This is a genomic window from Streptomyces sp. NBC_00286, assembly GCF_036173125.1.
Classification (GTDB): Bacteria; Actinomycetota; Actinomycetes; order Streptomycetales; family Streptomycetaceae; genus Streptomyces.
The window spans coordinates 3,215,142-3,229,427 of sequence record NZ_CP108054.1; the positions used below are offsets into that span (position 1 = coordinate 3,215,142).

General features: G+C 68.9%; 12 protein-coding genes. 9 read left to right on the forward strand and 3 right to left on the reverse strand.

Annotated features, from left to right (window positions below):
• Nucleotides 1-3: 3 nt before the first annotated feature.
• A complete protein-coding gene (locus tag OHT21_RS14405; protein WP_328768684.1) occupies nt 4-486 on the reverse strand; it encodes a MarR family winged helix-turn-helix transcriptional regulator in 483 nt (160 codons plus the stop codon).
• A 327-nt stretch (nt 487-813) separates the two neighbouring features.
• The gene (gene lon, locus OHT21_RS14410; RefSeq protein WP_328768685.1) at nt 814-3,231 is read right to left on the reverse strand and encodes an endopeptidase La; all 2,418 of its coding nucleotides are present in this window, start codon (nt 3,229-3,231) and stop codon (nt 814-816) included.
• A 159-nt stretch (nt 3,232-3,390) separates the two neighbouring features.
• On the opposite strand from lon, the gene OHT21_RS14415 reads away from it, so the two are divergent.
• Together OHT21_RS14415 and OHT21_RS14420 are read left to right on the forward strand one after the other, a co-directional pair.
• Nucleotides 3,391-3,990, forward strand: coding sequence for a DinB family protein (locus OHT21_RS14415; RefSeq protein WP_328768686.1), 600 nt, complete (start codon nt 3,391-3,393; stop codon nt 3,988-3,990).
• Nucleotides 3,991-4,048: 58 nt separating this feature from the next.
• Nucleotides 4,049-4,708 carry a M15 family metallopeptidase gene (locus OHT21_RS14420; RefSeq protein ID WP_328768687.1) on the forward strand — a complete coding sequence of 220 codons (660 nt, stop codon included), beginning with the start codon at nt 4,049-4,051 and terminating at the stop codon, nt 4,706-4,708.
• Between the two features lie 18 nt (nt 4,709-4,726).
• Here OHT21_RS14420 and OHT21_RS14425 read toward each other — a convergent pair whose 3' ends face one another.
• On the reverse strand, nt 4,727-5,230 hold the full coding sequence (locus tag OHT21_RS14425; protein WP_328768689.1) for an HAD domain-containing protein: 504 nt from the start codon (nt 5,228-5,230) through the stop codon (nt 4,727-4,729).
• 29 nt (nt 5,231-5,259) lie between these two features.
• Here OHT21_RS14425 and OHT21_RS14430 point away from each other — a divergent pair, with 29 nt between their 5' ends.
• The 7 genes from OHT21_RS14430 (at nt 5,260) to OHT21_RS14460 (ending at nt 14,285) form a co-directional block, all read left to right on the forward strand.
• Nucleotides 5,260-5,715: an ASCH domain-containing protein gene (locus OHT21_RS14430; RefSeq protein ID WP_328768691.1), complete on the forward strand. Its 456-nt coding sequence runs from the start codon at nt 5,260-5,262 to the stop codon at nt 5,713-5,715.
• A 266-nt stretch (nt 5,716-5,981) separates the two neighbouring features.
• The gene (locus tag OHT21_RS14435; protein WP_328768692.1) at nt 5,982-6,668 is read left to right on the forward strand and encodes a spermidine synthase; all 687 of its coding nucleotides are present in this window, start codon (nt 5,982-5,984) and stop codon (nt 6,666-6,668) included.
• Between the two features lie 113 nt (nt 6,669-6,781).
• Nucleotides 6,782-7,519, forward strand: a complete 738-nt coding sequence (locus OHT21_RS14440) for a response regulator transcription factor (RefSeq protein WP_328768693.1) — start codon at nt 6,782-6,784, stop codon at nt 7,517-7,519.
• Between the two features lie 35 nt (nt 7,520-7,554).
• Nucleotides 7,555-8,811, forward strand: a complete 1,257-nt coding sequence (locus OHT21_RS14445) for a HAMP domain-containing sensor histidine kinase (protein WP_328768694.1) — start codon at nt 7,555-7,557, stop codon at nt 8,809-8,811.
• A gap of 106 nt (nt 8,812-8,917) precedes the next feature.
• Nucleotides 8,918-12,790, forward strand: a complete 3,873-nt coding sequence (locus tag OHT21_RS14450; RefSeq protein WP_328768695.1) for a multifunctional oxoglutarate decarboxylase/oxoglutarate dehydrogenase thiamine pyrophosphate-binding subunit/dihydrolipoyllysine-residue succinyltransferase subunit — start codon at nt 8,918-8,920, stop codon at nt 12,788-12,790.
• A 175-nt stretch (nt 12,791-12,965) separates the two neighbouring features.
• The gene (locus OHT21_RS14455; RefSeq protein ID WP_236239996.1) at nt 12,966-13,145 is read left to right on the forward strand and encodes a DUF6104 family protein; all 180 of its coding nucleotides are present in this window, start codon (nt 12,966-12,968) and stop codon (nt 13,143-13,145) included.
• A gap of 228 nt (nt 13,146-13,373) precedes the next feature.
• Nucleotides 13,374-14,285 carry a DUF4097 family beta strand repeat-containing protein gene (locus OHT21_RS14460; protein ID WP_328768696.1) on the forward strand — a complete coding sequence of 304 codons (912 nt, stop codon included), beginning with the start codon at nt 13,374-13,376 and terminating at the stop codon, nt 14,283-14,285.
• Nucleotide 14,286 lies beyond the last annotated feature (1 nt).

Below are 14,286 nucleotides of genomic sequence, written 5' to 3' on the forward strand. Positions count from 1 at the left end.
AGTTCAGCCCTCGCTCCTCCGGTTCAACTGGTGAAGAAGCCGGGCCAGTTCAGCGACTTCCTTACGGTCCCAGTTCGCGAGCTGCCGCACGTAGCGCGCCCGCCGCGCATCGCGGACCGTACGGAACCGGGCCCGGCCCTCCTCCGTGAGGTGGACGAGCCAGGCGCGGCCGTCGGCGGGGTCGGGCTCGCGGGTGATGAGGCCCAGCTCTTCGAGGGCCCTCAGCTGCCGGGACATGGTGGCCTTGCCGACACCGATGAAGGCGGCAAGCTCGGTGGCACGCTGACCGCCCCGCTCGTCCAGGCGTGCGAGCAGCCCGTACGCGGCGGACTCCAGGTCGGGGTGAACCTCCCGGGCCATCTCCCCGGAGGAGGCCCGCGCACGCCGCAGCAGAACGGTCAACTCCCGCTCCAGGGCCAGGAATTCCTGATCCACACCCTGCCCCGCCCGCAACGCCTGCCCCTCACCGTTACCACCCTCACCCACATCGGCCCCTGACTAAGCTGCACGATCCTGAAAGTTTCGCCGAAGCTTAGCCATTCCCGCAGCTCCGGGGGTATTTCCGGGGAGCAGGATGCGGGCAGCCGCAGTCCCTTCAGGGGCGCCGGGGCGCAATCTTCTCCGCGGTGCGGGCAGCCGCAGTCTTTTTAGGGGCGCGGGGCTGTGTCAATTTGCGGCTCCGCCGCATGGGCGCGACCAGCCACGTACAACCCGCACCCCGCACACAACCCCGACACACCCCCCTCCTCGGCGCCGTATGGCGAAGACCCGGGCCCCGAGAGGGGACCGGGTCTTCATTCCCGATGGCGTCCGTCACGCCGCCACCGGAACCTCCGCAGCCGCCCCGCGAGCCGCAGGCGACAACGCCAGCTCCAGCACCTGCCGAACGTCCGTGACCGCGTGCACGTCGAGCTTCGACAGAACCTCGGCGGGCACATCGTCCAGATCGGCCTCGTTCCGCTTGGGAATGATGACGGTGTTGACGCCGGCCCGATGCGCGGCCAGCAGCTTCTGCTTGACGCCGCCGATCGGCAGCACCCGCCCGGTCAGCGAGACTTCACCGGTCATCGCCACATCCGTACGGACCAGGCGCCCGCTGAGCAGCGAGGCGAGAGCCGTCGTCATCGTGACCCCCGCGCTCGGCCCGTCCTTCGGGACCGCACCCGCCGGGAAGTGGATGTGCACGCCCCGGTCCTTCAAGTCGCCCACGGGCAGCTCGAGTTCGGCGCCGTGCGAGCGGAGGAAGGAGAGCGCGATCTGCGCGGACTCCTTCATCACGTCGCCGAGCTGACCGGTGAGGGTCAGACCGGAGGCACCCGTCTCCGGATCGGCCAACGACGCCTCCACGTACAGCACATCGCCACCCGCGCCGGTGACCGCGAGCCCGGTGGCGACACCGGGAACGGCCGTACGGCGCTCAGCCGGATCCTGGGCGGACTCGGGCACATGGTGAGGCCGGCCGATCAGCCCGCGCAGATCACCCTCGCCGACGGTGAACGGCAGCTTCCGCTCGCCGAGTTCATGCTGAGCTGCGACCTTGCGAAGCAGCCGTGCGATCGCCCGCTCCAGGTTCCGTACACCCGCTTCCCGCGTGTACTCACCGGCGAGCTTGCGCAACGCGCTCTCGTCGAGGGTGACTTCGGCCTCTTCCAGCCCAGCCCGCTCCAACTGCCGCGGCAGCAGGTGGTCGCGGGCGATGACGACCTTCTCGTCCTCGGTGTAGCCGTCGAGCCGCACCAGCTCCATGCGGTCGAGCAGCGCCTCCGGAATGGCTTCCAGGACGTTGGCCGTGGCGAGGAACACCACGTCGCTCAGGTCGAGTTCGACCTCCAGGTAGTGGTCGCGGAAGGTGTGGTTCTGGGCGGGGTCGAGGACTTCGAGCAGGGCGGCGGCCGGGTCACCCCGGAAGTCGGAGCCGACCTTGTCGATCTCGTCCAGGAGCACGACCGGGTTCATGGACCCGGCCTCCTTGATGGCGCGGACGATACGACCGGGCAGCGCGCCCACGTACGTACGCCGGTGACCGCGGATCTCGGCCTCGTCGCGTACGCCGCCGAGGGCGACCCGTACGAACTTGCGCCCCATCGCGTGCGCGACGGACTCGCCGAGGCTGGTCTTGCCGACACCGGGCGGCCCGACGAGCGCGAGCACGGCACCGCCGCGGCGCCCGCCGACGACTCCCAGTCCCCGCTCCAGGCGCCGCTTGCGCACGGCCAGGTACTCGGTGATGCGCTCCTTCACGTCTTCAAGACCGGCGTGCTCGGCGTCGAGGATCGCTTGGGCGCCCTGGATGTCGTACTCGTCCTGCGTGCGTTCGTTCCAGGGCAGTTCGAGGACGGTGTCGAGCCAGGTCCGGATCCAGGAGCCCTCGGGCGACTGGTCGCTCGACCGCTCCAGCTTGTCGACCTCCTTGAGGGCCGCCTCGCGGACCTTCTCGGGCAGATCGGCGGCCTCGACGCGGGCCCGGTAGTCGTCGGACTCCTCGCCGTCCTGCTCACCGTTCAGCTCGCGCAACTCCTTGCGTACGGCCTCGAGTTGCCGCCGCAGCAGGAACTCGCGCTGCTGCTTGTCGACGCCTTCCTGTACGTCCTTGGCGATGGACTCGGCGACGTCCTGCTCGGCAAGGTGCTCGCGGAGCTGCTCGGTGGCGAGTTTCAGCCGGGCGACGGGGTCGGCGGTCTCGAGGAGCTCGACCTTCTGCGCGGTGGTCAGGAAGGGCGAGTACCCGGAGTTGTCGGCGAGGGCGGACACGTCGTCGATCGCCTGGACCCGGTCGACCACCTGCCAGGCGCCGCGCTTGCGCAGCCAGCTGGTGGCGAGGGCCTTGTACTCCTTGACGAGGTCGGCCACTTGGCCGGGCAGCGGATCGGGCACGCTCTCGTCGAGCCTCGCCCCCTCGACCCACAGCGCGGCGCCTGGCCCGGTGGTCCCGGCCCCGATCTTCACCCGCCCACGCCCGCGGATCAGCGCGCCCGGGTCGCCGTCGGCCAGCCTGCCGACCTGCTCGACGGTCCCGAGCACACCCGTACTCGCGTACGTCCCGTCGATCCGTGGAACAAGCAGCACCTTCGGCTTGCTTCCCCCACTGGACCGTGCGGCGGCCTGCGCGGCCTCCACCGCGGCTCGTACATCGGCATCGTTCAGGTCCAGGGGCACCACCATCCCGGGCAGCACGACCTCGTCGTCGAGCGGCAGCACGGGCAGGGTGAGCGGTGTGGACGTCGAAGTCATGGTCTCCCCTATGGCAGTCAAGTTGAGTTATGCAGACTCAATGCACAGGGGTTGCGGAATGTTCCCGCCACCAAGGGCCGTTCGCTGTCAGCGATCACAGACGGCTCAGCGGTCAACAAAGCCGGTGAACATTGATCACCCGAACGGCAGACTGACCCCATGACCGCACCGGACCCGGATCCCAAAGCCGACCTGCACTTCTACCTGCAGTCCGCCCGCGACGCCCTGCTGTGGAAGCTCGAAGGCCTCTCGGAGTACGACGCCCGCCGCCCCCTGACGCCGACCGGCACCAACATCCTGGGCCTGGTCAAACACGTGGCAACCATGGAGCTGGGCTACCTCGGCGACACCTTCGGACGACCGTCCGGCGAGCCGCTGCCCTGGATGGACGACGGTGCGGAAACCAACGCGGACATGTGGGCAACCGCCGACGAGTCACGCGAGTACATCGTGGGGCTCTACCGGCGGGCATGGGCCCACGCGGACGCCACGATCGACGCGCTGGCGCTGGACACGATCGGCAAGGTGCCGTGGTGGCCCGACGACAGGGACGAGGTGACGCTGCATCACGCCGTCGTGCGCATGATCGCCGAGACGCACCGGCACGCAGGTCACGCCGACATCGTCCGGGAACTCATAGACGGCATCGCGGGGATGAACAAGGGCAACGACGGCATGGCGCCGGGCGATGCGGCATGGTGGGAGAACTATCGAAGCCGGCTGGAGCGTACGGCTCGGGAAGCCGAACGGGACGCGTGACGTCGGATCAGGCAAAGGATTGGGCTGACGCCGCGAGTCGTTAGGCCATGATCGGTCCATGCCCGAGATCGTGTTGATGTCAGACCCGAAGATCGCAGCCATACCCGTGGTGGACTGCGACGAACCGCTCCTCGACGTCCGGCTCCACGAGCCGTTCCCCATAGACGTCGACGCTCGCAGAAATGATGCCTCAGGGGCCTTCGCTCACCTGCGGGAAGGCGTCCTGACCCGGCTCCTCGACGCACAAAAGCTGCTGCCGGACAGCATCCATCTGCTGTTCGTCGAGGGATACCGGCCACCCGCCTTGCAGCGTTCGTACTTCGAGGGATACGCCGACGAACTTCGGAGCAACAACCCCGACTGGACTCCGGAACAACTCCGCGCTGCCGCAAGCCGCTACGTGTCCCCTCCGGAGATCGCCCCGCACAGCGCCGGCGCCGCCGTCGACCTCACCCTCGTCACGGCCGCCGGCCAGGAACTCGACATGGGAACCCGAGTGAACGCCAGCCCGGAGGAGAGCGAAGGCGCCTGCTACACCGCCGCCCCCAACATCGGCCCGGAAGCGCGAGCCAACCGGCAGCTTCTCGTCGATGCGCTGACGGCGGCGGGCCTCGTCAACTACCCGACCGAGTGGTGGCATTGGTCCTACGGCGACCGCTACTGGGCACTTGCCACGGGCGCCGAGCACGCCGTCTACGGGCCACGGGAGCTTGCCTGAGGCGCCCGGGACCGTCCCTCACGCTGCGCGCAGCCACTCCTCGAGCACGGCGAAGTCCGTATCGATGAGGCCGATCGTGGAATCGACGCGGTGGAGAAGTGCCTGCCCTGGATGGTGCGTTGACACCCAGGCGCGATCGAGATCGGTCAACTCGTCGTCGACCCAGATGAACGGGCGTCCCGCCGCGGTCTCGACGAGGGCTCGGGTCTTCCAGTGCAGCCCGCCTGCCTCGTCCTCCTCCGGCGCGTCCGGCAGGTCCGCCACGGGAAGCTCAGGCAGCCCGAGCAGCGGCGCTATCACCTCGTTGGCATCGTCCATCCAGGCCGTGGCCCACACCAAGGTGCAGGACAGCGCCAGCAAACGCGGACCATGCGCGAGATCGATCTTCGTCAGCTGAGGATTCGACACGTCCTGCCAGCCGCCCCAGTCCTCGAGGGCTGCGGGAAGCCGCGCTCCCCCATAGGGCAAGAGGGTTCCATCGACATCCAGGAAGAGCAGCGGTCGCTCCGCTTGTTCGGCCATGACCGCAGGCTACGGACTACCGTCACCACATGACGACCGACTCGGCCTCGCCCGAAGGCCTCGCATCGTTGCCCAAAGCCGAGTTCGCCTTTCCCGGCCCGCTGCGCGACCGGCTTGTCGCGGCGATCCTCGACGGGTCCAAGACCTCCACGACGCAGCTTCTTGTGGAGTACGAGCACGAGGGGGAGCCCCTCCCGGAGGCCGGGAGCCGTTCCGTGGTCGTCGACTCCGACGACCGGCCGGTGGGGGTTATCGAGGTGACCGGTGTCCGCGTCGTCCCGCTGGCGCAGGTGGATCTCGCCCACGCGGTGGGCGAAGGGGAGGGGTACACCAGCGTGGCCGAGTGGCGAGAGGGCCACGAACGGTTCTGGCACAGCGAGGAGATGCGCGCGGCACTGGAGGACCCCCGGTTCACCGTCGACGACACGACGCCCGTGGTCCTGGAACGCTTCCGGCTCGTCTCCGACCTCCGCTCCGCCGGCTGACCTGCCGCGCCAGGCCGACACCTGGCTGATCTGCCGCACCCGGTCGGCACCCGCTTCACCTGCCACCTCCGGCCGCCACCCGGCGCACCCGCCGTGCCTGGCCGGCACCGCCCCCACCCTCCGCGAAAGCGGCGCCCCCACCGTCGTACTCCCCACGCACCACCCCCAACTCGCCGCGCTCCCGCACCACATCAAGTCGCACGCGCCCGCCACGTGCCCCTGTGCACCGGCTGACCCTCCCCTGAAGGACTTGTAAAGATGGGTGGATGACCACCGCGTACGACAGCCACGTAGTCCCCGTAGTCCTAGACCGCCGCAACGGCCCGTACGGCGAAGTCGTGCTGCGGCGGCATGGCGAGTTGCTGCAGATCATCGCCAACGGGTGCTTTCTGATGGACACATCGGACGGGCGGTCCGAGCGGCTGCTCATCGACGCCGCTCGGGATGCGCTCGACGGGCGGCCGGAGCCGAGTGTGCTGATCGGCGGGCTCGGCGTCGGGTTCTCGCTGGCGCATGCGGCCGGTGATCCGCGGTGGGGGCGGATCGCGGTGGTCGAGCGGGAGCGGGCCGTCATCGACTGGCATCTGGACGGGCCGTTGTCGGAGATCTCGGCCGCGGCGCTCGCGGATCCGCGTACCGAGATCGTCGAGGACGATTTGATCGCCTATGTCAATGAGACATCCGGCATATACGACGCGCTCTGCCTCGACATCGACAACGGGCCGGGATGGACCGTGACGGAGGGCAACGAAAGCCTCTATTCGGCGGCCGGACTCGCCGCGTGCGCAAGGGTGTTGAGGCCAGGAGGGGTGCTGGCCGTGTGGTCGGCTCAACCCTCGTCTGATTTCGAGGGAAGGTTGAGGAATGCCGGGTTCCGGCAGGTGCGTACCGAAGAGATCCCGGTTGCCCGGGGCGTTCCGGACGTCGTGCATCTCGCTGTCGGGCCTGGATAGCCGAGCGGTGGTCACTGCCCGTACTCTGCTGACCTGACGCAGATCATTCAAGCGTCAAGCGCAGTCATGGAATCACCCCCACGATTCCGGAAAGCACACCTCAGGGGCGGGCGATGGAGCAGACACACACCTCCCACAACGGCGCGGCGGCGACGCAGGGCGCACAGCGCCGGGTGCTGGTGGTCGAGGACGATCCGACGATCGTGGACGCCATCGCCGCCCGGTTGCGGGCCGAGGGATTTCTCGTGCAAACCGCCGGTGACGGACCGGCCGCCGTCGACACGGCCGAGGCCTGGCAGCCCGATCTGCTGATCCTCGACATCATGCTGCCGGGCTTCGACGGCCTGGAAGTCTGCCGCCGCGTGCAGGCGCAGCGCCCGGTGCCGGTGCTGATGCTGACGGCACGCGACGACGAGACGGACATGCTCGTCGGGCTCGGCGTGGGCGCCGACGACTACATGACGAAGCCTTTCTCCATGCGTGAGCTGGCCGCACGCGTCCATGTGCTGCTGCGCCGCGTGGAGCGCGCCGTGGTCGCCGCGTCGACGCCTCGCTCCGGCATCCTGCGCCTGGGCGAGCTGGAGATCGACCATGCGCAGCGGCGGGTGCGGGTGCGCAGCGAGGACGTTCATCTGACGCCCACCGAGTTCGATCTGCTGGTCTGCCTGGCCAATACGCCGCGCGCGGTGCTCTCCCGGGAGCAGCTGCTCGCCGAGGTGTGGGACTGGGCGGACGCCTCCGGCACCCGTACCGTGGACAGTCACATCAAGGCCTTGCGCCGGAAGATCGGCGCCGAGCGGATCCGTACCGTGCACGGCGTCGGCTACGCGCTGGAGACCCCCACTCCTTGAGTCCGACGAGCCCGATCTTCTGAGGAGGCTGTTCCATGAGCGAGGCCGACGAGGCGCGCGACGATACGCGCAAGAAGGCGGCGAGCGGCTGGAGCGCGAGCCTCTGGGAGGGCGTACGCCCCTTCTCGATCAAGACGAAGCTCGGCGCGCTGGTCGTCGTCTCGGTCTTCATCACCACCGTGCTGATGATGATCGCGGTGCGCACGGAGACCGAGCTGCGCTTCATCACCGTCTTCTCGATGATCGCGACCCTGCTGATCACGCAGTTCGTGGCGCACTCGCTGACGTCTCCCCTGGACGAGATGAACACCGTCGCCCGGAACATCTCGCACGGCGACTACACGAGCCGGGTCAAGGGCGCCGACCGCCGCGACGAACTGGGCGACCTGGCCCAGACGATCAACCGCATGGCCGACGACCTGGAGGCCCAGGACCGCCAGCGCAAGGAGCTGGTCGCGAACGTCTCGCACGAGCTGCGGACGCCGATCGCCGGACTGCGCGCGGTCCTGGAGAACGTCGTGGACGGTGTCTCGGCCGCCGATCCCGAGACGATGCGTACGGCGCTCAAGCAGACCGAGCGCCTCGGGCGCCTGGTGGACACACTGCTCGACCTGTCCCGGCTGGACAACGGCGTCGTACCGCTGCGCAAGCGCCGCTTCGAGGTGTGGCCGTACCTGTCCGGCGTACTGAAGGAGGCCAACATGGTGGTCTCCGCGCGCGGGGGCATCTCCTCAGGGTCCGGTACTCACACGCGTACGGACGTGCATCTGCACCTGGACGTGTCGCCGCCCGAGCTGACCGCGCACGCCGACCCGGAGCGGATCCACCAGGTCGTCGCCAACCTCATCGACAACGCGGTCAAGCACAGCCCGCCGCACGGCCGCGTGACGGTGAAGGCGCGGCGCGGGGAGTATCCGGAGTCGCTCGATCTGGAGGTGCTGGACGAGGGTCCGGGGATTCCGCAGTCGGAGTGGCACCGGGTCTTCGAGCGTTTCAACCGCGGCGGAGTCGCCGCACCGCACGGTCCGGGCAGCGACGGCGGTACGGGTCTGGGGCTGGCGATCGCGCGTTGGGCGGTCGATCTGCACGGCGGCCGGATCGGTGTGGCCGAATCCCAGCGCGGCTGCCGGATCAAGGTCACTCTTCCGGGGCTGCCTCCGCTCACGGCTGACGCGGCGTTCGAGCCCGAGCCGCAAGAGCAGGGCGAGATGCACGGATTCCGCGGGGCATCCACAGGGCAACCGCGCTTGTTTCCCGCCATTTCCAGCACCGAAACACGCGTTTCGATGTGACTTACATGACGATCAACCCGCCCGGCCTGCATGCAGCGGCTATGGAGGCGTAGCCTTAATTCCCGCTGTCCATCACCTTGTGAAGCGGAAGAGGGCGGTTGCCGCCGTGTCGCCACAGTCCCCCAGTAACTCGAGCATCTCCACTGACGACCAAGCCGGGAAGGCCGGGAAGAACCCGGCCGCCGCCTTCGGTCCGAACGAGTGGCTCGTCGACGAGATCTATCAGCAGTACCTCCAGGACCCGAATTCGGTAGACCGCGCCTGGTGGGACTTCTTCGCCGACTACAAGCCGGGTGGCGTCGCCGCCTCGGCCACGTCGCGTACTGCGGCCGCGGGGGCCGCAGGAACTTCCCCCACGCTCGAATCCACCCGCGCGGGGGGACCCCCATCGACCGCTCAGGCCGCGCCCGCGGCTCCGGCTCCCGCCGCCCCGGCCTCCGTCGACGGCCAGGCTCCGGCCGCGCCCGCTCCGGCCGCCCCCGCGGCGCCGAAGCCCGCAGCCGCCGCCCCGGCTCAGGCCCCGGCTCCCGCCGCCAAGCCCGCTGCCGCCGCCAAGCCGGCCGCCGCGAAGGCCGCGCCCGCCAAGGCCGCTCCCGCGACCGAGGCACAGGGCGGCCCGGAGTACGTACCGCTGCGCGGCCCCGCCGCGGCCGTTGCGAAGAACATGAACGCCTCCCTGGAGCTGCCCACGGCCACGTCGGTGCGCGCGGTCCCGGTGAAGCTGCTCTTCGACAACCGCATCGTCATCAACAACCATCTGAAGCGCGCCCGGGGCGGGAAGATCTCCTTCACCCACCTCATCGGCTACGCGATGGTGCAGGCCCTCAAGGCCATGCCGTCGATGAACTACCACTACGCCGAGAAGGACGGCAAGCCCACCCTGGTCAAGCCGGAGCACGTCAACTTCGGCCTGGCGATCGACCTGGTGAAGCCGAACGGCGACCGTCAGCTCGTCGTCGCCGGCATCAAGAAGGCCGAGACGCTGAACTTCTTCGAGTTCTGGCAGGCCTACGAGGACATCGTCCGCCGCGCCCGCGACGGCAAGCTGACGATGGACGACTTCTCCGGTGTCACGGTCTCCCTGACCAACCCCGGCGGCCTCGGTACCGTCCACTCCGTGCCCCGCCTGATGCCCGGCCAGTCGGTCATCATGGGCGTCGGCTCGATGGACTACCCGGCGGAGTTCCAGGGCACGTCCCAGGACACGCTCAACAAGCTGGGCATCTCCAAGGTCATGACCCTGACGTCGACGTACGACCACCGGGTCATCCAGGGCGCCGCCTCCGGCGAGTTCCTCCGCATCGTCGCGAACCTCCTCCTCGGCGAGAACGGCTTCTACGACGAGATCTTCGAGGCCCTGCGCATCCCGTACGAGCCGGTCCGCTGGCTCAAGGACATCGACGCCTCGCACGACGACGACGTCACGAAGGCCGCCCGCGTCTTCGAGCTGATCCACTCCTACCGGGTCCGCGGCCATGTCATGGCCGACACCGACCCGCTGGAGTACAAGCAGCGCAAGCACCCCGACCTGGACATCACCGAGCACGGGCTCACCCTGTGGGACCTGGAGCGCGAGTTCGCGGTCGGCGGCTTCGCCGGCAAGTCGATGATGAAGCTGCGCGACATCCTCGGCGTCCTGCGCGACTCGTACTGCCGCACCACCGGCGTCGAGTTCATGCACATCCAGGACCCGAAGCAGCGCAAGTGGATCCAGGACCGCGTCGAGCGCGGCCACACCAAGCCGGAGCGCGAGGAGCAGCTGCGCATCCTGCGCCGGCTGAACGCGGCGGAGGCTTTCGAGACCTTCCTGCAGACGAAGTACGTCGGCCAGAAGCGGTTCTCGCTGGAGGGCGGCGAGTCCGTCATCCCGCTCCTCGACGCGGTCATCGACAGCGCCGCCGAGTCCCGCCTGGACGAGGTCGTCATCGGCATGGCCCACCGCGGCCGGCTGAACGTGCTCGCCAACATCGTCGGCAAGTCGTACGCGCAGATCTTCCGCGAGTTCGAGGGCAACCTCGACCCGAAGTCGATGCACGGCTCCGGTGACGTGAAGTACCACCTGGGCGCCGAGGGCACGTTCACGGGCCTGGACGGCGAGCAGATCAAGGTGTCGCTCACCGCGAACCCCTCGCACCTGGAGGCGGTCGACCCGGTCCTGGAGGGCGTCGCCCGCGCCAAGCAGGACATCATCGGCAAGGGCGGCACGGACTTCACGGTCCTGCCGATCGCCCTGCACGGCGACGCGGCCTTCGCGGGCCAGGGCGTCGTGGCCGAGACCCTGAACATGTCGCAGCTGCGCGGCTACCGCACCGGCGGCTCGGTCCACATCATCATCAACAACCAGGTCGGCTTCACGGCCCCACCGGAGTCCGCGCGCTCGTCGATGTACTCCACCGACGTGGCCCGGATGATCGAGGCGCCGATCTTCCACGTGAACGGCGACGACCCCGAGGCCGTCGTCCGCGTCGCACGCCTGGCCTTCGAGTTCCGGCAGGCGTTCAACAAGGACGTCGTCATCGACCTCATCTGCTACCGCCGCCGCGGGCACAACGAGACCGACAACCCGTCGTTCACGAACCCGCAGATGTACAGCCTGATCGACAAGAAGCGCTCGGTGCGCAAGCTCTACACCGAGTCCCTCATCGGTCGCGGCGACATCACGCTGGAAGAGGCGGAGCAGGCGCTGCAGGACTTCCAGGGCCAGCTGGAGAAGGTCTTCACCGAGGTCCGCGAGGCCGCCCAGGCGCCGGCCGAGGTGCATGTCCCGCAGCCCGAGGCCGAGTTCCCGGTCCACGTGGACACCGCGATCTCCCAGGAGGTCGTGAAGCGGATCGCCGAGTCGCAGGTCAACATCCCCGATCACATCACCGTCCACCCGCGCCTGATGCCGCAGATGCAGCGCCGCGCGGCGATGATCGAGGACGGCACGATCGACTGGGGCATGGGCGAGACCCTGGCCTTCGGCTCGCTGCTGATGGAGGGCACCCCGGTCCGTCTGTCGGGCCAGGACTCCCGCCGCGGCACGTTCGGCCAGCGCCACGCGGTCCTGGTGGACCAGAACACGGGCGAGGACTACACCCCGCTCCAGTACCTCTCCGAGGACCAGGCGCGTTACAACGTCTACGACTCGCTGCTCTCCGAGTACGCGGTCATGGGCTTCGAGTACGGCTACTCCCTGGCCCGTCCCGAGGCGCTGGTCCTGTGGGAGGCGCAGTTCGGCGACTTCGTCAACGGCGCCCAGACGGTCGTGGACGAGTTCATCTCGTCGGCGGAGCAGAAGTGGGCGCAGACGTCCGGCGTCACGCTGCTCCTCCCCCACGGTTACGAGGGCCAGGGCCCGGACCACTCCTCGGCCCGCCCGGAGCGGTTCCTCCAGCTCTGCGCCCAGAACAACATGACGGTCGCGATGCCGACCCTCCCGTCGAACTACTTCCACCTGCTGCGCTGGCAGGTCCACAACCCGCACCACAAGCCGCTGGTCGTCTTCACCCCGAAGTCGATGCTGCGTCTGAAGGCGGCGGCGTCGAAGGCGGAGGAGTTCACGACGGGCGGCTTCCGTCCGGTCATCGGCGACGCGTCGGTGGACCCGGCCGCGGTCCGCAAGGTCGTCTTCTGCAGCGGCAAGGTCTACTACGACCTCGACGCGGAGCGTCAGAAGCGCGGCGCCAAGGACACGGCGATCATCCGCATCGAGCGCCTGTACCCGATCCCGGGTGCCGAGCTCCAGGCCGAGATCGCCAAGTACCCGAACGTCGAGAAGTACCTCTGGGCCCAGGAGGAACCGGCGAACCAGGGCGCCTGGCCCTTCATCGCCCTCAACCTCATCGACCACCTGGACCTGGCGGTCGGCGCGGACATCCCGCACGGCGAGCGGCTGCGGCGGATCTCCCGCCCGCACGGCTCGTCTCCGGCGGTGGGTTCGGCGAAGCGGCACCAGGCCGAGCAGGAGCAGTTGGTACGGGAGGTGTTCGAGGCGTAAGTCTCGGGCGTACGCCTCTGAAGGGCGCCGTCCGGAGGGCCCGGCACTGAGTTCGTCTCGGGGCCGGGCCCTCCGACGTGTGCGGGCCCGTACGGGCGCGTGCGGGCGCGTGCGGCCGAAGGTCCGGCGCCGCATAACCTGGAGAGGTCAGAACTACGCCCCCAGGAGAGCATCCGTGTACTTCACCGACCGTGGCATCGAGGAACTGGAGAAGCGGCGCGGCGAGGAAGAGGTCACCTTCGAGTGGCTCGCCGAGCAGTTCCGTACGTTCGTCGATCTCAACCCGGACTTCGAGGTGCCGGTGGAGCGGCTGGCGACCTGGCTGGCGCGGCTGGACGACGAGGACGACGAGTAAGGGCGAGCGACGCCCGTTGACGAGGCAGGCCTCGAGGCCTGCCTCGCAGCTGCGCAGTCACCCCTCATGAGATCACCGGAACGGGTGTCTTGACTTTCCCTGACCGCGATATATCGTGAATAGCAGAAGACGCGATATGGCGCGATCAGTCTTGGCTCCTGTTGGCCGGTGACCGCTGTCGCGATGTTCCGCAACGTCCCGTTCGTTCGCGTCGAGGAGGTCAGCACCATGTCCGAGTGGTCAGTCGCCGAGCCCAAGAAGCTCACCTTCGATGACCCCGTGACGGAGCTCCATGTGCGACTCGTCAACGGAACGGTGAACGTCGTGGGGGTGGACGAGGGTTCCACCCGCCTCGAGGTGACCGAGATAGAGGGACCACCTCTCGTGGTGACCCACAAGGACGGCACCCTCACGGTTGCGTACGAGGACCTGCCGTGGAAGGGCTTCCTCAAGTGGCTCGACCGCAAGGGCTGGCGTCGCGGGGCGGTGGTCTCCCTGGCGATTCCGGCACATGCGCGCGTAGAGGTCGGCGTGGTCGGCGCCGCCGCCGTGGTCTCCGGGGTGGACGGGCCGACAGTGGTGAAGGGCGTCACGGGAGACACGACCCTCGTCGGCCTCTCCGGCCCCGTGCGCGCCGACACGGTCTCGGGGAACCTGGAGGCCCAGGCCGTCACCGGCGACCTGCGCTTCAACTCCGTCTCCGGTGACCTCACCGTCGTAGAGGGCTCGGGCTCCAGCGTGCGGGCGGATTCGGTGAGCGGCTCGATGATCGTCGACCTCGACACGGACAGCCCCACCGAGGTCAGGCTGAACAACGTCTCGGGGGAGATCGCCGTCCGGCTGCCGCACCCCGCGGACGCGGAGGTCGAGGTCGACACCGCGAGCGGCACCGTCTCCAACGCCTTCGACGACCTCCGGGTCAGCGGCCAGTGGGGCGCCCACAAAATCACCGGCCGCCTGGGCTCGGGCACCGGAAAGCTGAAGGCGACGACGGTCTCGGGTTCGATCGCGTTGCTGCGGAGGCCTCCCTCGGAGGACGAGCCATGGGACGCCGAGCCGAAGGACACCGGCACCGGCCCATCCGACGAGAGCCCCGCCGACTCCCCGTCCGACAGCCCGAACGACAAGAAGGGGCTCTGAC